The sequence below is a fragment of the Microcoleus vaginatus FACHB-2002 genome, from assembly GCF_040004035.1.
Lineage (GTDB): Bacteria > Cyanobacteriota > Cyanobacteriia > Cyanobacteriales > Microcoleaceae > Microcoleus > Microcoleus vaginatus_C.
Genome location: NZ_JAMPLN010000017.1, coordinates 42845 through 67075, shown reverse-complemented (window position 1 = coordinate 67075; position 24231 = coordinate 42845). Strand labels below are relative to the sequence as shown.

General features: G+C 47.6%; 15 protein-coding genes and 1 CRISPR repeat array. Of the genes, 5 read left to right on the top strand and 10 right to left on the bottom strand.

The genetic code is table 11. The features are described from left to right. The first annotated feature begins 393 nt into the window (after positions 1–393). Positions 394–1320 (top strand): glutaminase A, encoded by a 927-nt coding sequence (gene glsA, locus NDI35_RS16080; protein WP_445313613.1) that lies wholly within the window; start codon positions 394–396, stop codon positions 1318–1320. A gap of 178 nt (positions 1321–1498) precedes the next feature. Here glsA and NDI35_RS16075 read toward each other — a convergent pair whose 3' ends face one another. The 3 genes from NDI35_RS16075 to NDI35_RS16065 form a co-directional block, all read right to left on the bottom strand. Then, the gene (locus NDI35_RS16075; protein ID WP_445313612.1) at positions 1499–3316 is read right to left on the bottom strand and encodes a CHASE2 domain-containing protein; all 1818 of its coding nucleotides are present in this window, start codon (positions 3314–3316) and stop codon (positions 1499–1501) included. Positions 3317–3889: 573 nt separating this feature from the next. Beyond that, positions 3890–4996, bottom strand: a complete 1107-nt coding sequence (locus tag NDI35_RS16070; protein ID WP_445313611.1) for a FecR family protein — start codon at positions 4994–4996, stop codon at positions 3890–3892. Between the two features lie 347 nt (positions 4997–5343). Next, positions 5344–5613 carry a hypothetical protein gene (locus tag NDI35_RS16065; protein ID WP_445313610.1) on the bottom strand — a complete coding sequence of 90 codons (270 nt, stop codon included), beginning with the start codon at positions 5611–5613 and terminating at the stop codon, positions 5344–5346. Positions 5614–5666: 53 nt separating this feature from the next. On the opposite strand from NDI35_RS16065, the gene petP reads away from it, so the two are divergent. The 3 genes from petP to NDI35_RS16050 all read left to right on the top strand — a co-directional run bounded on the left by petP (position 5667) and on the right by NDI35_RS16050 (position 8203). Then, complete coding sequence (gene petP, locus NDI35_RS16060; protein WP_445313609.1) at positions 5667–5867, top strand: cytochrome b6f subunit PetP; 201 nt, start codon at positions 5667–5669, stop codon at positions 5865–5867. Between the two features lie 246 nt (positions 5868–6113). After that, positions 6114–7208 carry a Get3/ArsA fold putative tail anchor-mediating ATPase NosAFP gene (locus tag NDI35_RS16055; RefSeq protein ID WP_445313608.1) on the top strand — a complete coding sequence of 365 codons (1095 nt, stop codon included), beginning with the start codon at positions 6114–6116 and terminating at the stop codon, positions 7206–7208. 299 nt (positions 7209–7507) lie between these two features. After that, a complete protein-coding gene (locus NDI35_RS16050) occupies positions 7508–8203 on the top strand; it encodes a Uma2 family endonuclease (RefSeq protein ID WP_445313607.1) in 696 nt (231 codons plus the stop codon). A gap of 58 nt (positions 8204–8261) precedes the next feature. Here the strand turns inward: NDI35_RS16050 and NDI35_RS16045 are convergent, their stop codons facing one another. From NDI35_RS16045 to NDI35_RS16035, 3 genes are all read right to left on the bottom strand, one after another. Next, complete coding sequence (locus NDI35_RS16045) at positions 8262–10328, bottom strand: elongation factor G (protein ID WP_445313606.1); 2067 nt, start codon at positions 10326–10328, stop codon at positions 8262–8264. A gap of 496 nt (positions 10329–10824) precedes the next feature. Next, positions 10825–12738 carry a heavy metal translocating P-type ATPase gene (locus NDI35_RS16040; RefSeq protein ID WP_445313605.1) on the bottom strand — a complete coding sequence of 638 codons (1914 nt, stop codon included), beginning with the start codon at positions 12736–12738 and terminating at the stop codon, positions 10825–10827. Between the two features lie 177 nt (positions 12739–12915). Then, on the bottom strand, positions 12916–13992 hold the full coding sequence (locus NDI35_RS16035) for a flagellar assembly protein H (protein WP_445313604.1): 1077 nt from the start codon (positions 13990–13992) through the stop codon (positions 12916–12918). Between the two features lie 305 nt (positions 13993–14297). Between NDI35_RS16035 and NDI35_RS16030 the strand changes: the two genes are divergently transcribed. After that, on the top strand, positions 14298–15401 hold the full coding sequence (locus NDI35_RS16030; protein ID WP_445313603.1) for a precorrin-8X methylmutase: 1104 nt from the start codon (positions 14298–14300) through the stop codon (positions 15399–15401). A gap of 106 nt (positions 15402–15507) precedes the next feature. Then, positions 15508–17712: direct repeats of the CRISPR family, unit length 37 nt; unit sequence GTTTCAATCCCTGATAGGGAGTTAGGTTAATTGCGGC. A gap of 278 nt (positions 17713–17990) precedes the next feature. Here NDI35_RS16030 and NDI35_RS16025 read toward each other — a convergent pair. The 4 genes from NDI35_RS16025 to NDI35_RS16010 all read right to left on the bottom strand — a co-directional run bounded on the left by NDI35_RS16025 (position 17991) and on the right by NDI35_RS16010 (position 24168). After that, on the bottom strand, positions 17991–20108 hold the full coding sequence (locus tag NDI35_RS16025) for a DNA-binding protein (protein WP_445313602.1): 2118 nt from the start codon (positions 20106–20108) through the stop codon (positions 17991–17993). A gap of 264 nt (positions 20109–20372) precedes the next feature. Beyond that, on the bottom strand, positions 20373–22139 hold the full coding sequence (locus NDI35_RS16020) for a ribonuclease III domain-containing protein (protein ID WP_445313601.1): 1767 nt from the start codon (positions 22137–22139) through the stop codon (positions 20373–20375). A 359-nt stretch (positions 22140–22498) separates the two neighbouring features. Next, positions 22499–23191 carry a hypothetical protein gene (locus NDI35_RS16015; protein ID WP_333073944.1) on the bottom strand — a complete coding sequence of 231 codons (693 nt, stop codon included), beginning with the start codon at positions 23189–23191 and terminating at the stop codon, positions 22499–22501. A gap of 191 nt (positions 23192–23382) precedes the next feature. Next, complete coding sequence (locus tag NDI35_RS16010; protein WP_445313600.1) at positions 23383–24168, bottom strand: PP2C family serine/threonine-protein phosphatase; 786 nt, start codon at positions 24166–24168, stop codon at positions 23383–23385. Positions 24169–24231 lie beyond the last annotated feature (63 nt).

The window sequence follows — 24231 nt, the reverse complement described above, 5'->3', positions numbered from 1 at the left end:
GGATTTTGCGAACTCTGAAAGAATTAAGTTAAATATGCACCCCGCCCCTTGCTGCGGCTTAGACATCAGAATCTGAAGGCATTTCAAGCTAGTGCTTGTTTGTTTTGGCTAGCAGCGTTGCCTTGAAGCTGCTACTTATCTATCTGGGTGAAGGGGAGAGTTTTATGCAAAGTACAGGTTTTTTTATGAAAAATTTGTCAATAACTTTATTGCCTCCCGGCGGGCCGAAACGTCAATAGCCTGAAGTTCGAGCTTGGTTGAGCTCCCCGAAGAAACCCAGTTTCTTCCCGCAGCGGGCCCAAGTGAGGCAATTCGGTTAATAAACGGGGTTTCTGGCACAATATCGCGCCAGGAATGCCAATCTAGAATTTAAAATAATCGAAATAATCGAGAGTGCAAATATCCACCAGCAAACTATCGTCCTTGCAACCGGAACAACTGGCAGCTTGGGCAAAAGAGGCAATTAATCGCAGTAAATCCGGTCAAATTCCCGCGTACATCCCTCTCCTTGCACAAGCAGACAGACAAAGGTTTGCCGTGCAAATTCGGGCAACAGACGGTCAAATTGTGAGCTGGGGTAGCATTGCTCAAACATTCCCGCTGATGAGTGTAGTCAAACCCTTTGTGCTGCTTTATTTGCTGTGCGAATTGGGCGAAAAAAGGGTATTTGACTGCGTTGGCTGCGAGCCTTCGGAACTGCCTTTCAATTCCTTAACTCAACTCGAAATAGACGAAGGGAAGCCGAGAAATCCGATGATTAATAGCGGAGCGATCGCCCTAGCGTCTTTGATTCCCGGTCAAAATGCTGTGTCGCGCTGTCAAAACTTGCTTGATTGGTTAAATCAACAGGCAAACAGTCAGTTATTGGTTGACGAGTTAATGTTCGATTCAGTGAAGACAAATCCGAATCAAAACAATTGGAATCTCGCCTTAAAAATGGTAGAATCGGGTTATATTCAAAATGCAGAAATTGCTTTAAAAACCTACAATCGCGTTTGCTGTTTGGCGGGAACTGTGGAGGATTTAGCTAAGCTGGGGATGGTTTTGGTAAATAGTGGCGATCGAGCAATGCGCGAAAATTGCCGTACTGTCAAAGCACTGATGGCAACTTGCGGTTTGTATGAAGCATCGGGCCGCTTTGCACTGCGGGTGGGACTGCCGGCCAAGTCGGGAGTTAGCGGGGCTTTGCTGTCGGTAATTCCGGGTCAAGGTGCGATCGGCTTTTACAGTCCGCCCTTGGATAAAGACGGAAATTCTATCGGTGGCTTATTTTTGTTAGAACAAATAGCTAAAACTTTGCGGCTGAGCGTGTTTGATTAGATTAGGAATTACGCACCGGGGATCAGGGTTTCGACTTCGCTCAACCACCGGGGGTTTTTGCAAGAATATTTCGTGAATGCTGGCATAAACTGCCAAAAACCCGGTTTCCTTGGTTTTGATACGTAAGTCCTGAACCAATGCCCTGTTTGGCCAATACCCAATGCCCAATGCCCAATAACTAATGCTTTTCGCCCAAAATAGCATAAACCACAGTCTCTTCTTTTTTACCGCGCAATTGAATCGAGCCTACTTTTTGGCCTTCGTAGCGATCGCGCACATAAGCAAAAGTCCTCGCCGTCACCAATAAATTAAAAGGACTGTCAGAAACAATTTCCTTATTCATCGCCTCCAATCTAGCAGCAACATTGACAGCATCGCCGATCACAGAATAATTCAAACGCCGGGAACCGCCCACGCTGCCAGCAACTAACTGTCCGGTATGCAAACCGATGCCAAACTTAATTAAAGGTTTGCGTTCAATTCTAAGCTGCTGGTTAAGTTGGTGCAGCCGTTCGTGCATCGCAATACAAGCCGCAACTGCATTCACAGCATCTTGTTGAATTTGTCGATATTCGGTATGGCAAAAAGGCACCCCAAAAACTGCCATAATTGCATCACCGATGTATTTATCTACAACGCCGCCGTGATCCATAATACAGTTAGTCATCGCTTCCAAATAATTGTTCAACCAGGTGAGTAAATCTCGCGGTCGCATTTTTTCTGAAATCGAAGTAAAACTACGAATATCCATAAACAGCACCGTTGCTGTAAGTTCTTGAGGTTCGAGTTCTCCCTGTTCAAATATCTCTGCTTTGCGTTGCCAAATAAGCTGAGCAGTCTCTGGATCGACGTGCTTTTCAAATAACCTCATCAACTGCTGCTTTTCGTACTGTTCCCGCAGTTGCAAAGCAGTGCCAGATAAAATGAGAGTGCCGATAGGTGCGGCAATCGGAACCCACCAAAAAAAGAAGCCAAATAGCAAAGCAGCAGCCGCAATCCAAATTATAGGCAAACCGAGAGCGATCGCAATTCTCTCTTTAACACCTCGCTTGCCCAGAACCAAAGCGGTAAGCGGGCCAATCCCCAACAATAACAAAATTTCTACCAGTACCGGCAGCCGCTGCAGCAGGCGTTGATTGAGCACATTGTCAACCAATGCTGCATATAAATAAACCCCAGCCGTAGTCTTGTTGAGAGGTGAAGATATGGGGTCGAAACCGGTAGCAACTATGCCCACTAAAACTAACTTATTGGTCAGAGCGTCTGCGGGAATTCTACCTTCTACGACATCAACAAAAGCATAGGTAGATAGATTTTCTGTTTTCCCCGGCCAGTTAATCCAAACTTTTTTTTCCTGCTTATTATTTTTTGAATGTGGAAGCAATACAGGATCTTGGGGATTAGCAGCATTGTACCTGTGAGTCATTGCTAAACCGAAATTAGGAATCCCGTTGAGAAAGATTTTTGACTCGCGGGTAATACCGTCGCTATCGGCTTCTTGGCTGATGTGGCCGACACCTGCGGCGGCTGCTTTTAAAGAGGCTACGGGTTCTTCTTTGGGGGTTCTAGGGAGTACAACTTTGCCGTTGGCGGCGATTGCCGCAGCTAAAATATCATCTTTCGGACTTGGATCGAGGAAAAGAATGTCAAAACCAACTGCTGTAGGGGGAGATTGTTTCAGTGCTTCTAGCAGTTCGGCGTAGCGGTTGCGGGGCCAAGGAAATTGACCGTATTCTTGCAGGGAATGCCGTTCGATCGCAATTACCACAATTCTCTCATCCCATCCGGGATTGGGCAAAATTCCCGATTCTCGAATTTGAAAGAGAGTTTTGTATCCCAAATATTCAAGGGGTTTCCACATTCCCACTTGCAGCATGATGACAGACATTATACCTACTACTGTCCCTGTCATCCAGGGAGGGTTTGTGGCTATATATTGCCGCAGGCCTAGCAGTTGATTTTGTTTGAGATAATCGATCCATTCTTTGAACTTCATGCAATTAATTTGACGCAATCATTGACATTTGAGTCCGACCTTCGAGAGGAGTTATATCAATCCTCCATGAGTAGTAATTTTTTTACCCCACCCCAACCCTCCCCTTATCAAGGGGAGGGAGTAATAAATTCATAAATGATGCGAGGATTGCTATATATCCATTCCGGTTGCACTCCTGTTGATTGTTAACTGTTGACTGTTGGCTGTTGACTCTTGACTCGGTATCTAAAAACTGAATGGTTGAGTGTTAACTGTTGACTCGATTTGATTATTTCGATGCAACCGGAACCCCTAGTATAGTCATGAAGTTTTACAATACCGTAATGGCGAAAGTTAACGCCAAGTTTCTTTATTTTGACTAATCTGTGGGGCATCTAAATTATATTTGTAGGCGGGCGGGACACCTCACAATAATTGCATTAAACTTGACTTTAAGATTTAGACGCGGCTGGGCTTAGGAAGTTTCACCGCGAAATGCTTCGCCCCTACAGGAAATAATCAACTCCAATAAGACTTACGATTTAACTCACGTCCTCAGAGATGGGCCGCGCAATTTGCTCTGAGAGAGGTTGTTTAGGGAACGGCGAGGCTGTAGTGCCGTTCGGTGACTGACGGGCCTCGCACTACGATTTGGAGGCGGCGACTTGGAGGTAAAATTCCTTGGATTTTGAAGTTGCCATTTTGATCGCTCTTAATCTCTTCGTTGTTGACATAAAGTGTGTCGATCGGGTTAATTTGACCGCTGAGGCGATAGATATTGCCGCTGAATCTCAACAACCTGCGGACGTTGAGTTTAGCTAGGCGAGGGCTGGCTGAGGGGGTCACGGGCGAGGTTTGAGGGAAAATAGTCGTGGCGTTGCCGCTGTTGACAACTACTTCCGAGTCGGTGTTGCCGGATACTACCACTGCACCTTCAATTGTTTCGACTGCGGTTTTACCCCCGCCGACGCTGACGCCAAAGGAGGTGCCGCGAACTCCAGCAACGCCTTCTGGGGTTTCAACTCTGACTGGGGCGGTTTTGGCAGAACTTTTTTGTTGGGCAATTTGACTCGATTTGCCGAGTCCGCTGAAGGTATTGAGGGCGACTATTTGGTTTGGGGGGATAATTGTTGAGGTGTTGGCTGCGGGAGTTGTCGCAGCAGTTTTGCCGATCGACAACCTGACTCGCCCCCTGCTGACAAAAATGGCTGTGTTTTTTTCGCCGCCTGCACTGCTTGATAAATCGGATATTCTGACTGTGGTTTTTTCGGCAACTTCCACGATGCCGAGGTCGTTGTCGATGCCTAAACGGGCTGTGGAATTGGGGCCGGTGATGATTTCGTCTCCTGGAGCGAGAAGCCGATCGCCCACGACCGCCGGCCGCCCTTTAAAGCTGACTGTACCGCGAATTTCTTCTATTTCGAGCGATCGCCCGGTCGCTGTTCCCTGAGCCTTTATCGTCTCTGCTGGGGATAAATTCGCCGCCACTGTTGCCGGATTTGTTGGAGATTTTGAGTCGGTTGGCAATGCTGGCGGTCGATCGACCGAGACAATTTTAGTAGCGTTCGACGGCTGTTTGGGGGAGGGAGAGAGCGGACTGGCGATCGTCCCACGAAAGGGCAACAGACTCGCCAGCACAGCCAAGGACAAACTTAGGAGCGGAATTTTGGTCGATCGCCCACAGGTAAAAATTTTATTCATAATTTCAATTTTGTCATATTGAAGTTTCTAGACTTCCTTTCCTGTATCAGACACCCTAAATCCGGCAATCGTTCCACTTTTTATGCCCTAACACAGCAGCACAAATAAACTTTCTCAGCCTGAAATTTTAGCATTAAATCTTTTTTTTATTGTCCGATTGTAGTAAACCGTTACAACATGACCGTTTCCTACAATCTGACATTCGGAAAATTTTGCAAGCTAGACTCCAAGTGCTTTACAGCATTAATTTTAGCCGATGTCAACGTTAGAAATACAAGATTTATATATAGCAAACCTAAAATTAATTACTGCTTCTGAATGTCTTTTGGCTTCTGTCGGAAGGATGACTAATTGGAAATAAATCCTGTAGTTGTGGGAATTAATAAAAAGATTGTTTTTGCGAAGGGATAAAAAATAATTATCTCCGTGGTGGGCGAGGCTCTGGAAGTTGAGCTTGCCGCTGTGGAACCTGATGAGGCAAACCCAAGCGAATCCGGGTAGACGATCGACAAACTCCGACTAGAATAGCGTTTTTTCGGGAAAGTTGGTGGAAATTTCGATGGAAAATCATAGGGAGCGATCGCCTGCTGGTGTTGCTGTTCCGAAGTAGACGCCAAACTGTAAAATAAACGGTTGTATATAGGTTAGATAGAGCAGGAGAACAATTTCAGTGGCAATAGAAGTAGGTCAGAGAGTGAAAGTGCGCCGTCTCAGAGATCGGATACCTCCGAATATGGTGGGCAAGATAAAGGAGAATCCAGTAGGCACTGTTGACGGATTCAAAATGGTTGACGGTAGCGGAGTAGGCGTGGTTGTCAAGTTTGACGGTTTTGCGACTTGGTTCTTTGAAGATGAGCTAGAACCCGTTTAACAGATGTAGAAGGAAGAAGGAAGAAGGAAGTTCGGCAACGGATTCTGTAACGGATGTAACGGATGTAACGGATGTAACGGATGTCAGTCCGATGGAAGAAGGAAGAGGAAAAATTTTCCTAATTCTTCCCCTCTCCCACTCTCCCACTCTCCCACTCTCCTCTTCCTCCACTCTCCCCCCTCCCCCACTCTGGCTGAAGGTTGCGCTTAAATGTTAAAGAGTAAGCTTTGGCAGTGAGAACAGAAAATGGCTTTGATTTTGACATTTTTGGGCAAAGGCGGCACTGGCCGCAGTACGATCGCGATCGCAACAGCTAAAAAATATGCCGCTCAAGGCAAGCGAGTTCTGCTGCTCGGCCAAGATCCGGGCCCTGCATTGGGTATTCTGCTAGGGGTTCCCCTGACTCTCAGCCCCCAGGAAATCGCCCCCAACCTCAAAGCCGTTCAGGTGCAAAGCGCGCCGCTGGTAGAACGCAGGTGGGACGAAATTAAACAACTAGAAGCTCAATATGTCCGTACTCCCTTTTTCAAGCAGATTTACGGCCAAGAATTAGGGGTGTTGCCGGGAATGGACAGCGCGCTGGCGTTGAACGAACTTCGGGAATACGAGGACAGCAAACAATACGATGTAATTGTTTATGACGGCAATGGCGGCATGGATACGCTGCGGATGCTGGGAATGCCGGAAATTCTGAGTTGGTATATCCGTCGCTTCCGTCAAGCTTTGGTAGATTCGGATTTGGGGAAAGCGCTTTCACCTTTTATTCAACCGGTTGTCAGTACGGTGTTGACTGTGGATTTGTCGGGAGACAATGCTTTTCAATCTACTAAGCAAGTCGATAATCTTTTGGATAAGGGTAAGGAAGCGCTGGCAGATCCGAACCGCACGGCAGCTTTTTTGGTGACGACTGGGGATGCAAGCGCGATCGCAACTGCTCGCTATCTTTGGGGAAGTTCTCAACAAGTTAGTTTGACTGTGGGCGGTGTCATTGTTAATCAAGCACCGGTTACAGAAGCTATTACTGCCGAGTTTGATCCTTTGACGGCTGTTTCGGTTCCGGCGCACAGTGACAATAATTGGCAGCCGCTAATTGATGCTTTGCCAGATTTTTCGGAGGCCGCAAAAGCTCCTAAACCCATTAACATAAACATTGCACAGCGTCAAGTTAGTTTGTTTTTGCCTGGGTTTGACAAGAAAGAAATTAAATTGATTCAATCCGGGCCGGAAGTGACGATCGAAGCGGGCGATCAGCGGCGCAATATTTTGCTGCCTCCGGCGCTAACTGGGAAATCGGTTACTGGTGCTAAGTTCCTGAATGGTTACTTGATTATTTCTTTTTAGGGTAAGGAAGAAGGCACGACACGGATTTTGACACGGATACACTGACGAATTCCCTGGTTCCCCGGCTCTGCCTGGGAACCGATGTCTAGAGGCTCTGCCTCGATTGCGGAGGAAAATTGGAGGCAGAGCCTCCGGATCTGCTTTACCAGGCAGAGCCTGGTAACAAGTGGAACAAGTGGATCTGTTAGTCTGCGGAGGCAGACTTGGTTTGTTTAGAGGCGGTTTCAACCGCCAAGTCCTTATGATATTTATATAGCCAGACACGATCTAAAGTCACCATCAAATTTTGGGAAACAGCAATGGTTACACACCTGCAATCTCCCGACAAATCAAATATTATCTACCCCGATGACAACGGCCAACCAATGTCAGAAAATACTGAGCAATTCCGATTAATCGTTTGGATTAAGGAAAATTCCGAACTATTATTTGCGAATGACCCGAATGTTTTCGTGGCCGGCGACTTGCTTTGGTATCCTGTGGAAGGAAATAATAAACTTTGCCAAGCTCCAGATGTGATGGTAGTTTTTGGTAGACCAAAAGGTTATCGTGGTTCCTATCAACAGTGGAATGAAGATAATATTGGGCCACAAGTTGTGTTTGAAATTTGGTCGCCGGGAAATCGGCCCGCTGCAATGATTCAAAAGTTCAAATTTTACGAACGTTACGGTGTGGAAGAATACTATTTGTACGACCCGCAAATATTAGAATTGACAGGATGGCAGCGGGTTGAGGAAGAGTTAGAGGCGATCGAACAAATAGACGGTTGGATTAGTCCCAGACTGGGGGTGCGCTTTGGATTCTCTGAAACTGGACTCGAAATGTTCGCACCGTCGGGAGAACCGTTTGTGAGTTTTGTGGAACTCGCTCAATTGCGGCAGCAGGCGGAAGCACGGGCTCAGGAAGCAGAAACTTTGCTGGAACAAGAACGATCGCGATCGCAAGCTTTAGAATTAAGACTTCGAGAAATGGGAATCGACCCCAATGAATTGTAATTGCAACTCGTACAAAAACCCGGTTTCTTCAAGAAACCGGGTTTTTTAAGACAATTACCTAACTTTTACCGTTACCGTTTCCATTGCCGCCAGTTGTTAGCAAAACCCGCTTAGCTAAAGGTTCGGGCACTTCTTGCAATCGATCGAACTCCCAATTAAAAAATCCGACTCCCATTGTCTGCGATCGCAATTCTACGATCAAATTCTGCATTTCTGCGATCGGCAAATAAGCAGAAACTGCATCCCATCCCTTCCAGTCTTTTTTACCTTCGTAGCCGAGAATTTGGCCGCGGTGTCCGCTGACCAACTGCAACACCTTTGAGGTACACTCGTTCGGAGCGCAAATTTCAACTTTGGCGATCGGCTCCAGCAATGCCGGTTCGCACTTCGCCATTCCCTCCTGCATCGCCAAACGCCCCGCTTGCTTGAAAGCTTGTTCGGAACTGTCCACAGAATGGTAGGAACCGTTCGTCAGCGTCACCGCTACGTCTACCACCGGGAAACCCAGCGGGCCGCGGTCCAAATACTCGCGCACACCCACTTCCACGCCGGGAATGTACTGTTTTGGGACGACGCCGCCGACTATTTTGTCGCTAAAGGTGAAACCTTCTCCGCGAGGCTGCGGTTGAATGTCGAGGTACACGTCGCCGAATTGTCCGTGCCCGCCGCTTTGGTGTTTGTAGCGGCCGTGGATGGAAGATGCTGGTTTGCGGATGGTTTCTTTGTACGGCACTTGCGGTAAGTGAGTTACCATCGGCAAGTTATACTTGCGGCGCAACCTGTCTAAGGCTACTTTCAGGTGGATTTCGCCTTGACCCCAAAGTATAATTTCGTGAGTGTCGCCGTGCTGTTCCCAGACTAAAGATGGGTCTTCTTCTAGCAATTTAGCTAAAGCGGAGCTCAGCTTAACTTCATCGTTGCGCTTTTCTGGGACGATCGCCAGTGCGTAGACAGGCGGGATGATTTCGGCTTTTGGCAATTCGGACGATCGGTCTAGGGTCAGCGTATCGCCTGTTTTCACGCCTTCTAGCCTTCCCAAAGCCACAATTTCCCCGGCGCTGACGGATTGCAAACTTTGCGTTTGCTGGCCGGTCAAGCGGTACAAACCGTTAACTCGAACGCCGTTCAAAATTGCTCCGTCTGCCAGCGTCCCCCGCCACATTCTCACTAAGGATAGTTTGCCTCCCTGCGGCGTGTAATAGGTTTTGAGGATTTGAGCCAGAACTTTGTTTTCACTTTGTATAATGCCGCGGCGATCGGCTGTAGTTTCCGGTGTCGGCGCTTCCCTCAGCAAAGCTTCCAGCAGAGGCCGCACGCCGAAATCTTGTTCGGCGATGCCGATGAATACTGGCACAATTAAATCTGCGCCTAATTCCATCTTTAAATCGCGGGTAATTTCTTCGGCGTCGGGATTGATTTCTTCGAGCAATTCTTCGAGTAAATGGTCGTCAAAATTCGCCAATTCTTCGAGCATTTGCTGCCGCGCTGCGCTTTCTTGTGCTTTGAGGTGTTCTGGAAGCGGAACGGGATCGGCGGCGGCGCCCGGATGGTAGTGGTAAGCTTGTTCGGTTACTAAGTCGATAAAACCGATGATTTGTTCGTTTTTGCCGATCGGATATTGGTGAGGTACGATCGGTCTACTGGAAACGGATTTGAGCGCGTCGATCACGTCGGTGAAGTTGCTGCCGCAAGTAGTTTCGTCTGTGTAAGCTCGATCGATCTTGTTGATGAAAACTAGGTGGGGAATTTCCCAATCGTCGAGGAATTTAAACAGGGGTGCGAGGGTTAAAGTGCGATCGGCAACGGGTTCGCAAACAATTATCGCCGCATCCACACCAATCAGCGCATTGTAAGTTTCTTGGACAAATTCTACCGAGCCCGGACAGTCGAGAAATGTGAAGCGGACGCCTTCATATTCAGCGGTGGCGGCGTTTACTTCTACGCTCATTTGGCGATCGCGCGCTTCGGGCGAACTATCACCTATTGTGTTGCTATCTTTGACATTTCCTTTGCGGGTAATTGCCCCTGTCACCGATAGCAAACTTTCGAGGAGTGCGGTTTTACCGCTTAAATAAGGGCCAACAATTGCAACGTTCCGCGTGGCCCCAATGACTTTTTCGTTCATATTGCCTCCAACAGAAAACTTGTTTTCTATTGCTCTTGGTGCAATCAGTTCTATACCATTTTCTAGACTTTTTCTAGGTTAATTTTTATTGCAGTTTCGAGCAATTTCAGATTTTGGTATGAGTTAATACTTTTGACGGTAGCGTGTTTTGAGTGACACAAACACAATTGTATTTTTTCTTAATATTTTGAAGTCTTAACCGCCGATGAACGCAGATCGGATTCTCGTTCCCAGGCTCTGCCCATTGCTAACAGCTTAAGACTGAAGCTCATAATAAATGTCGCTTGTTGTTGAGTCTCGATCCCCCTAAATCCCCCTTAAGAAGGGGGACTTTGAGAAGAATCTTGTCCCCCCCTTGTTAAGGGGGGTTAGGGGGGATCTAGGCTTCGATATAAACAAGAGAGACGGTTAGTTTAACGTTAAATTGTCACCAATGGGTTCTGCCTGAGAACGCATTTCACTCTTGCTCTGCCTCGATTTTAGCGGTTTTTCGTGCCTAATTTCTCAGCAGTCGCAAACCGCTTAAGGTTACTATTACTGTAGAGCCTTCGTGACCGATGACGCCCAAAGGCATGGTGATGTTTCCGAAAAAATTAGCCGCCAATAACAGGACAATGCAACTGAGTGCAAAAACAATGTTTTGTTTGACTACATTTTGAGCGCGGCGGCCTAAACTAATTGCTTTAGCTAGTTGCTCTAACTTATCTGCCATTAATACGATATCAGCAGTTTCTAAAGCAACATCGCTGCCGGAAATTCCCATCGCAATGCCCACGGAAGCTTGAGCGAGGGCGGGGGCGTCGTTGATGCCGTCTCCTACCATTGCTACAGTTTGATACTGGGTTTGCAGTTGTTTAATTGCCTGCACTTTGTCTTCTGGCAAAAGTTCGGCGTACACTTCTTTGATGCCTAATTGACGGGCGATGTGTTGAGCTGTTTTCTCGTTGTCGCCGCTTAGCATAATTATATGTTCTACGCCTAATTTTTGCAAGCGTTTTACTGTTGCTGCTGCTTCGGGGCGGATGGTATCTGCTACTGCAATGATTCCCAAAAGTTCCTCGCCTTTTGCCACCCAAACAACTGTTTTACCTTCGGCTTGCAACTGCTGGCTGATTTGAGTCAATTCGGAAGTTGCTTGGACAAATTCGGCTTTACCAATGGCAATGATTTGATTGTTGACTTGGCCGACAATTCCTTGACCGATTTTTGCTTGTACGTCGGTAGCGGTTGATAATTGTAACTGTTGCTGCTGGGCGGCGCTGACAATTGAAGAGGCGATCGCGTGTTCGGAATGAGCTTCTAGGGCTGCTGCCAATTGCAGAACTTCTGTTTCAGTATATCCGGCTGCTGGTACAATTTGGATAACTTCGGGTTTTCCCGTGGTGAGAGTTCCGGTTTTGTCAAAGGCGATCGCCCTGACTTTACCAATCATCTCTAATTGCGCGCCACTTTTAAACAAAATCCCCTGTCTCGCCCCATTAGCAATTCCCGAAAGCAGCGCCGGCATAATCGAAGCCATCAGCGCGCAGGGGGATGCGACTACTAGGAAAATCAGCGCCCGATAGATTGTTTCTTCCCAATTCCAGCCCAAAACAAAGGGCGGCAAAGTTGCGAGAAGCAAGCCTAAACCGACAATTAATTTAGCATAACCGCGCTCGAATTTTTCCACAAACATTTGAGAAGGTGGCGCTGCTGTTTGCGCTTCTTGGACTAGCCGAATCACTCGCTGAATCAAGCTGCTTTCTGGAGTTTTATGAACTTCTAGTTTCAGGGCGCCGACACCGTTAATTGTACCTGCATAGACTTCATCGCCCCTGGTTTTTTCCACGGGCATCGATTCGCCGGTGATCGAGGCTTGATCGATCGCACTGTAGCCTTCAATAATTATCGCATCTGTGGGGATGATTTCTCCGGGCTTGACTAAAATGCAATCGCCAATTTCCAATTTGTCGATCGCAACCAACTGTTCCCCGCCGTACCTTACCACCCTAGCAGTATCCGCAGTCAAACTCATCAAACTGCGGATGCTGCGTTCAGTCCGCTGCATAGCATAACCTTCCAGCGCGCCGCTAATTGCAAAGATTAAAATCAACACCGCACCGTCAACAATTAAATGATATTCTTGCCGCCACAGCCCCAAACCGGCCGCGCCCAAAGCAGCGACAATCATTAACAAATCTACATCTAATTCGCGTTCTTGAAAAAGCGTAGTTAAGCCTTCGCGGGTACTGGAATAGCCGCCGATAACATAAGCTGCGGGTAAGATTAACACGGCTACACCCAGCCAGCCGAATTGCAGCGCTAGCGAACCCAAGATTACTAGAATTCCGCACAGGGCGGCAGTCACAGCATCTGGATGTTCTTCGGCGAGGCGCCAGATGCGAGAAATGGGGAGGGAATTGGGAGTCATTGGGGAAATTGATGGGGTAGATGACTCCTTTACCCTAAACCTTGACATTAGTGTCAATGTCAAGCTTTTGGCCCGGACTCCTTTCGGGTAGGGAAACGGCACTGCCGTTTCCTGTATTTCCTAGAATTGAAAACCCCTATCAAGTGTCGGTAAAGTCGATCGCACTCAAAACAAGCTCTACCCTGATATCTGTCCCAATCGAGTTCTCAAGTCATCAGCCGATAACTGAGGCAATTGTTCTAACAACAATGTCAATTCTTCGACAGGTAAAGCCAGTAAATTAGTAACGAGTGCAGGCAAACTCTCGCCCGATTCATTTAACCGCACTGCCAAGACATTTTCTGCTAACAATCTCACGGCTTCTTGCCTTCCTGCTGCATCCACTGTGAGCATAGATATTCCGAGTAACATCACCGTAAACTCGGCAGCAGGTATCGTGGATACTGGAGAGAGAAACGCTATCATCAGCGAGTCTAATTCTCCAAATCTCACTCGCAGAAAATTCTCTAAAATTAAGCGCTGTTGTTCTTCTCTACCTTGTTGTTGTGCCGCTTGTAACTGTTCTTGAAAAAGAGGTCTGATTGTCATAATTAACTCCCGGTCTTCTGTTTCTATTTCTTGTTCTAAATCTGCTACTAAGTTTGATTGCAGTCTGTACAGCAATTCTAACGCATTAATTCGCAGGGGATTATCTGTACTCAAAGCGCTCAACTGGGTAACTGCTCTTTGCTGGACTTTTCCTTTACCCAAAATCCTTAGCCACAAGGTTTCGGGAATTTCTGGCAACTGATGGATGACCACAATTGCCGATCGCAAATATTCCCCCAAAAAATAGATTCCCGGCATCCAATTGGGTTCGTCTGGTTGTGCGCGAAACCCGTTCACCAGCGATTCTGAGGCTGTCGGAGTCAGAATCCACAATTTAGGCAATTCACTTTCGTTAAATGCAGTATTTTCTCTTCGGGATTGTCGCTCTAGTTTACCGCGAACGTCCCACAATTTGCTGAGGCAACTGATAACTTCGCTGACACTTACCGGGTTGCGGAACGCTTCAAAGAGTGCGGCCGAATTTGCCAGTCTTCCCAACAATCCCAAGCTTTCGATGTATTCTGGGACTGCGGCGTTCGGAGTAAAGTAAACATCGATTTCGCGCACTTCGGAAGTGACATCGCGGCCGATATCAACTATTCCTGCTGGAGAGAGCAGTTCTTCTAGGTATTCTTTGGCAAAGCGATCGTGAATGAATCGCGTCATTCGATTTTAAATGGTAGATTTTAGATGGATTTACTCAAATAAATATTATCACACGTTAAAGATTGATGGCTGTTTTCAATTATATGCAATACCCTAGGGACACGGCAGTGCCTTGTCCGGGCGGCAAGATGTCAAATAAAAACCCTTAGATTGAAAAAATAGGTAACTTGTTTAAAATTTTGCTACAATCATAAGTCTTATACTAATTCTTAAAAGTCGCAGATACCCGCGCGGGACAGGGCAATGCCGTTTCCCTACATATCGCGTACAATCTATATTTATCTCTACTTTTTATAATTGGTATTATGCAACAAGAATACCTGACAATCAAACAACTTACAGAAGCGGTAAAAGGCACAATTACCCCTCGGATGGTGCGACATTATCACGCTTTGGGGCTGCTATCTCCGGCCGTACGATCGACCTCTAACTATAGATTGTACACCCGCAGCGATGTGCAAAGACTGCAAAGAATAGTCGCACTCAAGCAGCAAGGCTTTCAACTGTCTCACATCCGCAAACTGTTAGAAACAGACGCGGATGCTTCTCCTGACGCGCTGAGGGCGACTCTGCAACGGCAATATCTGTCGGTTATTCAGCAAATTGTTCGCCTCAGAGAAACGGCTTCGGCGCTGGAAGGATTGCTGGGGCGGGATATTTCCTGTCAAGCGGTGCAAGCGGACGCATTGGCGCAATTAAGGCTGTTGCAGGCGGAAAGTGATGGGGGGTGGGATGAGTTGGAACAACTTTGGGAGGGTTGGGATGCGGCGGCGCACACTCACCCGGAGGATTTTGGGGAGTCGTTGCAGCATTTGTTGCCGGATTTGCCCGATCGCTCGGAAATTGAGGTAGACTTGCTTTCAAAACTGGTGTTAGCTTGCGGAGATTGTTCGCTGCTGCCGTTTGTGAAGTTGAGCGAAACGGCGATTAAATCGGCGCGGGAAGCTTTGAAAAATCAGTGTCAAATTGTGGCTGATGTGCCGCCTGTTTTTGCGGCTTTGGATGGGACTAGATTGGCGCATTTGGGAACAAGTATTGAAACTTTAATTGATGATCCGCACATCAATGCGGCGGCGGAAGCGGAACAGGAATTCTGGCAGCAGCGTGAGTGGTTTGATAAGTTGTTGAAACTGGAAAAAGGATGTATATTGGTGATAGGATATGCGCCGTCTGTGCTGATGGCGGTTTGCGAGGCGATCGAATGTGGGCAATTGCAACCGGCTTTGGTAGTTGGAATGCCGATCGGTTTTAGTCATTCTCCGGTGGCGAAACGGCGGTTAGTGCGATCGGGCGTTGCTTATATTACGACTGTGGGAACTTTTGGCGGCGGGTTGTTGGCGGCGGTTGCTTTGAATGCTTTGGTTGAGTCTTTGATTGAAAAGCCGAATTGTCACTGTCATCTTAAGTGAAGATGGGATTTAGGTTGGTGGTGGCGAAGAAGGAGTCAGGAGTCAGGAGTCAGGAGAAGAATACTCTCTTTCCTCCTGTCTCCTCCTCTCCTGAATACTTCCGAAAGTTTCAATCCCTGATAGGGAGTTAGGTTAATTGCGGCGTCAGCCGTGTTCATTAATTTGGCTTTGTATCTTGCGTTTCAATCCCTGATAGGGAGTTAGGTTAATTGCGGCGAGCGAGCGCCAGCTTGCTGGAATGGCTGCATACGTTTCAATCCCTGATAGGGAGTTAGGTTAATTGCGGCGAGCTAGCCACAGCGTCAGCCCCGAAACAGACAGGTTTCAATCCCTGATAGGGAGTTAGGTTAATTGCGGCGTAATAGACCATCTAGGATTGTTGCTTGAAATTGGTTTCAATCCCTGATAGGGAGTTAGGTTAATTGCGGCGCGTCAATCATTCTACCGCCAGAGTAAGAATGAAGTTTCAATCCCTGATAGGGAGTTAGGTTAATTGCGGCTCGGCCAATTGAAGCAGAGCAAGATACGGGCAGCAATATGTTTCAATCCCTGATAGGGAGTTAGGTTAATTGCGGCGTGATGGCGGCCGCTGTTATGCGGTCTGCCGGCTGACTGTCGAGGTTTCAATCCCTGATAGGGAGTTAGGTTAATTGCGGCAGAAGTTCCAACCTTTCTGCAAATCATCGGAGCTGTGTTTCAATCCCTGATAGGGAGTTAGGTTAATTGCGGCCAGTTATCCCCCAATAAATCTATTCAAGGTAAAGTTTCAATCCCTGATAGGGAGTTAGGTTAATTGCGGCACAATTAAAAATATGGACAACAAAAAAATAATTGGTTTCAATCCCTGATAGGGAGTTAGGTTAATTGCGGCCCAAGGAAGCGCATTGATTAATTGCAACAACAGCGTTTCAATCCCTGATAGGGAGTTAGGTTAATTGCGGCCCTACGTGTCCGAACAGGAACGGAGAACGGAGGCAGGTTTCAATCCCTGATAGGGAGTTAGGTTAATTGCGGCTTCCCCGGTTCGAGTGAGCCATTCTGCCGGACGCTCTTGTTTCAATCCCTGATAGGGAGTTAGGTTAATTGCGGCATCGAGCGCGCACCTATACGCATCTTCAATAAAGGTTTCAATCCCTGATAGGGAGTTAGGTTAATTGCGGCGCAACTTTTCGTTATACCACTTTACCCAGTCGGTATTGGTTTCAATCCCTGATAGGGAGTTAGGTTAATTGCGGCTTACAACTGGCTCATCTAACGGTTTAAAATGTCGCTTGCGTGTTTCAATCCCTGATAGGGAGTTAGGTTAATTGCGGCGTTTTTTGTACATAGAGGACGGGGACGGCTGCGTTTCAATCCCTGATAGGGAGTTAGGTTAATTGCGGCTTCATAAAATATTCACCTTAGATTTTAGGATTTTTGTTTCAATCCCTGATAGGGAGTTAGGTTAATTGCGGCATAATAGTATTGTGGAAATGAGGAAAGCCGAGGTTTCAATCCCTGATAGGGAGTTAGGTTAATTGCGGCATGACTACATTTTCGATCGGGGCAAATAATTTTGTTTCAATCCCTGATAGGGAGTTAGGTTAATTGCGGCTTCTTTCTTGAGTTGCCAGTGTTCCACCACGCTTGCGTTTCAATCCCTGATAGGGAGTTAGGTTAATTGCGGCATTAATTAGAAGGCTGAAAAGGTGGAGTAAAACGTTTCAATCCCTGATAGGGAGTTAGGTTAATTGCGGCCAATGACTATCTAGAATTAACCTCTGTGCAGTGGGAAAGTTTCAATCCCTGATAGGGAGTTAGGTTAATTGCGGCGAGTCTCAAGCGCCGATATCCGAGTCTCGTATGTGTTTCAATCCCTGATAGGGAGTTAGGTTAATTGCGGCTAGCGAGAAACTGGGAAAGGCGGGGAGAAAAGTTTCAATCCCTGATAGGGAGTTAGGTTAATTGCGGCATTGCTCACACTCCCAGCTTTCTGTACCTGTAAATGTTTCAATCCCTGATAGGGAGTTAGGTTAATTGCGGCCTTGTTTTATTTTGCTGGTCGTTGGGGTGGTACTGGTTTCAATCCCTGATAGGGAGTTAGGTTAATTGCGGCCAAATATCGGCAACAAGAATTAATACAGAAGTAGGGCGTTTCAATCCCTGATAGGGAGTTAGGTTAATTGCGGCTCAATCTCAATCCCCGCCGTAGTTTGGAGCAATACGTTTCAATCCCTGATAGGGAGTTAGGTTAATTGCGGCTTAACTTTCAAGGCTCGATTGATGAGGTAAAAAGTTTCAATCCCTGATAGGGAGTTAGGTTAATTGCGGCCGCCCGTTCCAGAAGCTTTGCTGTATTTGGTTTTCAAGGTTCATTTGCGTCTGCATAAAACAAAAGTACCATTTCAGCCTTCGACTTGTCAATACCCAAATTTTCATACAGCCCTCAAACCCTTATCCTGCATAGATTTCAGCGATTGCGTCTACCATTTATAAGCTTGAAGTGCCTCTAACCCTTAGAGCATATACATTATAGCCCCCAAAATTAACCCCTCGATTTTTACACCTACGCATAGACGCATTTTCCACCCAAAAACAGCCACCAACCGATCACCACTTCCCCAAAGCCCCCCAAACAGTACCCGAAACCACCCCCCAAATCGCCCCCAAACCAGCCCCCACGATCGCCCCCGCCACAGGCCCCAACTCCACCGGCACCCCAGCGCTAACAGCGGGAAACATCGCAGACACCCCCGCCCCCAACACAGCACCCGCAAAAGTCCCCAAAAAACTGCCCCAAATCGCCCCCAAACTCCCACCACTTACACCCGAAGGCTGAAACGAAATCGGCAACTTCGGCGCAAACCCGCAAAAACCCAACAAACCCCCAGAAACCACACCCCCAACAGAACCCACACCAGCCGCCACGATCGCCACACCCAGCAGCAAACGCGCAAACTCATCCACCGGCCGCATCTGGACACCGTATTGCTGCCAAACCACCAGCCCAGCCCCCAAAAAAACACCAGCCAGAGTCCCCACAAACGAGCCCCAGACGGCCCCCAAATACCCTCCCCGCCGGCCCCACACCCTCCCCATCGGCAGCGCCAGAGGAGGCTGAAAAGTTGCCCAAACACAGCCCCAGAGAGCACCAACCCCCGCCCCAGCCAAAATCCTCTCCCCGATCCCCGGAGTGCTATTAATCGCCCCAAACACCGCACCGCCGATCGCCGCCAACAAAAAAGCCCCCCAAGACGCCCCCACCAAAACACCGCCCCACTTCCGCCACATCTGATTCGGCGGCAAAGTAAAAACGCCCCACATCACCCCAAAAAAACAGCCCCAAATCGAACCAACAAAAATCGCCCCCAAAATAGCACCGCCGCCCTCAGCTATTGCCGAATAAATCCCCCCGATCGCCGCCAAACACAAACTGCCCCAAACACCTCCCCAAGCAGCATCCTGAAAAATGCGCTCAAACTTGCCCACCGGAAGCTGAGGCGCAGGAGTCCGACTCCGAGAAGACATCGGCATCGGTAGCAACGGCACTGCGTACTGGCCGAGGGGGCGCGACAGCCCCGTGGAGGGCTGTTGCCGGCGCATTGCGGGCTGGGCCACGACGGGCGGTGGTTGGGGCTTCTTACGCTTGATTTTCGCCGGCTGCAAGTGCAATCCGTTGTTGACTGCTTGCCGCGAAGGAAACGGATCGCGCCCTTTGAGGAGTTTTGCCCGATCGCACCAAGGGCAGCGACTGAGATGATTTCCGTATTTATGCTGACTATTTCTGCTGCAAGTAACTAAAGCATCTTCCGCTTCCCGAATCGCATTCACCCAAGTTTTCGCATCCGGGCGCGCCGCAGGATTGCCGTGCCCTTCCTCAAAACAGCGGATAAACATCTGCCGCAGTCGCGGATGCAGCATCTCAAAAGGAGGCGCAGCCGGCATCGGGCGGTAGGGAATCCGCTTCGTACCTGTAGGGAAATGGCCCGATCGAATTCTCGCTTCCAAAGACGGCGGTTCATCGCTACCGAGATAAACTCCCGCAAACGGATGCGTACCTTCCATCAGCAATTGAAAAATTAATACAGCTAAACCGAACAAATCGTGCTCTGGAACTCGATCGATATCGCGGAAAGTCTGGCCCTGCAACTCCGGAGGCGTAAACTCCGGTTTCCCCACGGGACACCGATAAACGTAACCCGTATAAGGATCGCGGACTTGAAACGAATCCGTGTCTACCAGCGTTACCAACGCCGTATCCGTCACGAGAATGTTCGACTCGTTTACGTCGCCGATGACGTAACCCCTGACGTGGAGGGCGTTTACAGCCGAGGCGAGATTTCGGGCGGTACGGTGGAGGTAAAGATAGCTAAATAGCGGTTTTTGTTCGCGCCTCGTTTTGGGAGTGTAGAAAGTGTGTACCGGCATCACTTTGTTGACGCGCGGCATCACAAAACCGACAATTTTTTCTCGCCCGCCGACAGTATGCAGCAAATCGATCGGCCAAGCAATAGAAGCGTGCCCCGGTTCCGCGATCGGCGCATCCGGCGGCATACTGAACATGACTGTGAGTTTGTCGCCGTCTTCGTCTGTCGGTTTGTGGTAGATTTTTGCTACAAGGGACGAGTCTTGGGCGATCGGGTAGATGCGACCTTCACCCCCACTGGCGATCGCGGTTTTGGTGTCGATCGCAATCAGTTGTCCGCTAAATTGGCGCTGCAACTGCATAGAATTCGGTTATGGGATACAGGATTTGGAAGCCAGGACTCAATAAATTTGACTTGCCCATTAAATCTTACCCTTCTTATGACTTAGGCACCGGTGAGGAGAGACGGGGTTTTTCACCAAAAGACGTGTTGCAGCCCGCAGATTCGGTAAAAAACCCGATTTCTTGGGTAGGAGTGGGTAAGCCCTGTTGCTGTTAGTGGGATGGGCATCCTGCCCCTCCATCCATTAGTGGGATGGGCATCCCGCCCCTCCGCCCTATCAAAATTAAATATGAACCAGCTTCAAATCCACCGACAATAACAACATTTTATCCTCAATTTTTTGTCTGACGGCCGGTGTCACCTGACAATTATCGCTGTTGAGGCATTCCACCAGCAAGTTGTGGGCATAGTAATACTGTTTCAGCAAAGTTTTCTGTTGGGGGCGAAAGTCTCGATTATAGCCGATCGCAGTTTTGAATTTTGCCAGCCAACAGCCACCGCACTCTTTGCGCCACTTTTTCCAGTTTTGCAAATCCGGCATCTCAGTCTGAAATTGTGCCAGCAGTTGTTTAAGTTCTGGTTCAATATCCAGCGCCAAAATGCCAACCAAAATACCCGCCACATCATTATCAAAAGCCAATTTCAGAGACTCGTTAGCATCTGCAAATTCTACATTTTTGCCAGCCTTTGCCAAACAACTTCGCAACTTACAAACTTTCGATCTATCAAACTTCAGACTCGGATCGAGGACGCGAGTCAAAGCCAAATCGAGCACGCAAACTAAGGCTACATAAAAAGCGCGAATTTCGACTGGTTTAAAATTCCTTTGCACTAACTGAGACTTGTGGTTTGCCCAGATTAGCAACTGCTGCAAGGTTTCATCTTTAGCCGCCATACTGTCAAGTTTTTCTTGCATCAGCAGCAAAAGTTCGTCAGCCGGTTGCAAAATGCTGACAACTCTCACAAATTCATTTTTCCACTTTTTGTCTGTAATCCGGCTGACCAATTCTGGCAGCGATTCCGGGTTCGCACTGTCAATCACATATTCTGGTTGAGTTTCGCTTTCCTCTAACAGTTCGTCAACTGCGCTTTTGATAAAGTTATCCACCAACCAGTCGCGGGTACGCGAGAAATTGCTTTCCAACTCTAGGTAATGACTGCCTAATTTGGCCTTAAAGTCTTTGGGAAAAATCTTTTTAGCCACTAACATATTTTTCCAGCGAGTTAGCTGGCTGGCGTTGCGTTCGGGAAAGCGGTTGTACAAATAGTCGATCGCGATCGCATCTAGAATATCCGCACCCAGGATTTCCCGCCGTTTCACCTCGTTTTCGGGTCCTATTTGTCGTCGCTGAGTTAGATCCACATGCTGGCCAACATTTGCTTCAATCAAGTGTTGAATCAGCCAGTTTCCCCCACGGAAAAAATCGCGATCAAACTCCAAGTAAATCGCGCCAAACAAAGCTTCAAAAGTATCCGAAAAAACTCTATTGTACTCGTTTTTATCTGTTTCTTTCCCATTCCAGACGCGCCAACTGAGTTCGTTTAATTTCAAACTTTGTGCAAATTCCGCCAGTTTTTTCGGGTCGGCTAAACGAGTTTTTAAGGTTGAGATAGCATCTGGATCGAGTTCTGGATATTCGCGGTACAGGTAATCGGTAACAACAGCACCCAAAATCGCTCCGCCTAAGAGTGACAGCCGTTTGTACTTAACCTCTTGCCAAGCGGGAGACTCCTCGGGGCGATCGGGGTAATAGCTGGTAGAGTAACGGCAATTCAAGGCAATTTCCAGCAGTTTTGTCTGCTGAAAGCTGGGAAGGTCGATCGCTGCTTTGACTGCTTCAATATCTACCTTTTTATGTTTAATTCGCTCTAATTCTTCTTCACATTTTCCCCACTTTTCCAACCAATCACCGCCCGCATCTTCCACATACAAATCTACAAAATCTACCCCGTAATTCATCCATTCATCCTGCATTTTTCTGGCTGCTTCCAGTTCTTCCCAGACTTTTTGCAAGTTATTTTCAACGGTGTGTGTACCTTGTACTGTCATAGTATTTGATTTTGATGTAATTAGATTTTATTTCCCAGAATTTCACCGCACTTCAATCAAATCTCATCTCAATTCAATTTAGGCCGAGTTGCTCGTTATTTCACCCGATTGATTGCTGCGGTAAATGTTCCCATTGCTTAGCCTTCGTCTCAAGCACCTGTTGCCAGCGTCTGGCAGACTCCTCCCGGAAACAGAAAAGGGGAGGGAAAATCTTGGTCTGTTTTACCTTTTCCAGAAGCCGGCTGGGGGTTATGTTTTTGGCATTGTCGAAAATTGTGCAATATGTGAGTTAGTCAAAAAATTTTTTTTTCACAGAGTTTGGAGCAGTCGAACTATTCTCAGCAGCAGATATGCTTGATTTACGGGAACTTGAGGTAACGACCTGCGGGCAAATTATCACTATTATATAATGCTATATTAACTAACTGGTTCAGGAAATTTGCATCGTTTTTATCATAACTTAAAAATAATCCTCTGTCAATCCCCCAATCTTGAAGAGTTTGTTGCCAATTCTGATATTTTTGTTCAGAGAATTCATCCGAAAGAGTTGTGACTTGAATGCAGAGGGGCTGCTGTTGGCGGCTGCTAACGATCGAATCGGTTGCCATAGAAAGATCGGCAACATATCGATACAAAACAGTGCCTTGGCGATCGACAATTCGGGCTGCGATCGCACGAATCACGATATCATCACCCGGATCGAATTTACCGGCCTTGAGTTTTTGTTTCCAGATATAAAATTTGCGATCGTTTTCGCTCAGCCATTTAGGAAATAGATAGCTGTACCAATACCTTTCCCCCGGAGTCATTAACTCAAAAGCGGCTTGCTGTTCTCTTTCCGAAGGTAGAGATTGAACTGCCAGCCAAACCTGAGAATCTCGGATAAGCTGCAGCAAAAAAGCCATCACAAATTTTTTAGCCGTTAGCGAACCGGGTTTAACATCTTTCACCCAGCGATTGATTTCATCCAATCTTCTCGCTAAACTCGGATCTATTGGATCTGCTGCGCTAATTAGGGAGTTGAGCTTATCCTTAATCTCTTGTGCTTGCAAACGACGACCTACTGTACAAACTAAAGCAGAATTGTTGACACCTCGATTTTATTATAGAACCGCACCAAATGTTCACCGCTGATGAGGTTGAACGCATTAGACTTGTTGCAAGATTCAGAATCGGAAATTTTTAACCGCAGATCCACGCCAATTCACACAGATGGGTGTTGGCTTTGGCAAACTGTCTATTTTTAATTGTCCTGTGCCTCGGAACTCGAAAAAGTTGCTAACAATAATGTTAAGTCATCATCGGTGCGTTCGGAAACGCGGGGCGATCGCAAAAATGACTCTAACTGCTGTTTCGCATCTTCCTCTTCTTTCCACTCGCCAGAAAACCGAAACAAAGGCGCAAAAAACGGCCCGTGTGGCGTGCCTTCCGGGATTTTGAGCGCTAGCATTTGCAAGCCGTCGGAAAAAACGGCCAAGTGTCGCAATTTTTCCCGCAGTACCTGAAATTGCGCTGTTTCTATCGCATTCGGCGAAATCAAAAAAATAGTTTCGTTGATGTATTCGCCGCAGGGAGGTACAGTCAGGGCGATCGCATTTCCTGCACTATCACCCGCTACCGCCGCACCGTCGCCGATTTGAGCAACTGCGATTAATTCTGGCGTAGCAACAACCGCAATTAAAGTGCAGGCTAAATCTCTCGCAGCCACTTGCCGCACTGCCGCTTCTGCTTCCACCTGCGCCCGCGCAACTTGCAGTGATGCTGTCAAGAATACCTGCCATTCGTCGTCATTTTCAGGCAGCCTTTCCTGTTGCTGGCAAATCGTTTCAACAACCGCTTCCACAGCAATTTTTGCCCCAACTTCCGCGAGTGCTGCCGATCCCGCGCCATCGGCAACCGCTGCCGCTAAAACACCGTTTGGCAAGAGACGCCAGCAGTGGGCATCTTGACAAGGCTGCGATCTTTTTTCGTGGCTGGTACCTATCACCGATGCCGCTACAACTTGCCAATTGAAGGATGAATTCTCCATTAATAACTCTTTAATTCAAAACTTTGTAAATTCAAAACTATGCAAATTCAGGACGGGTTTATT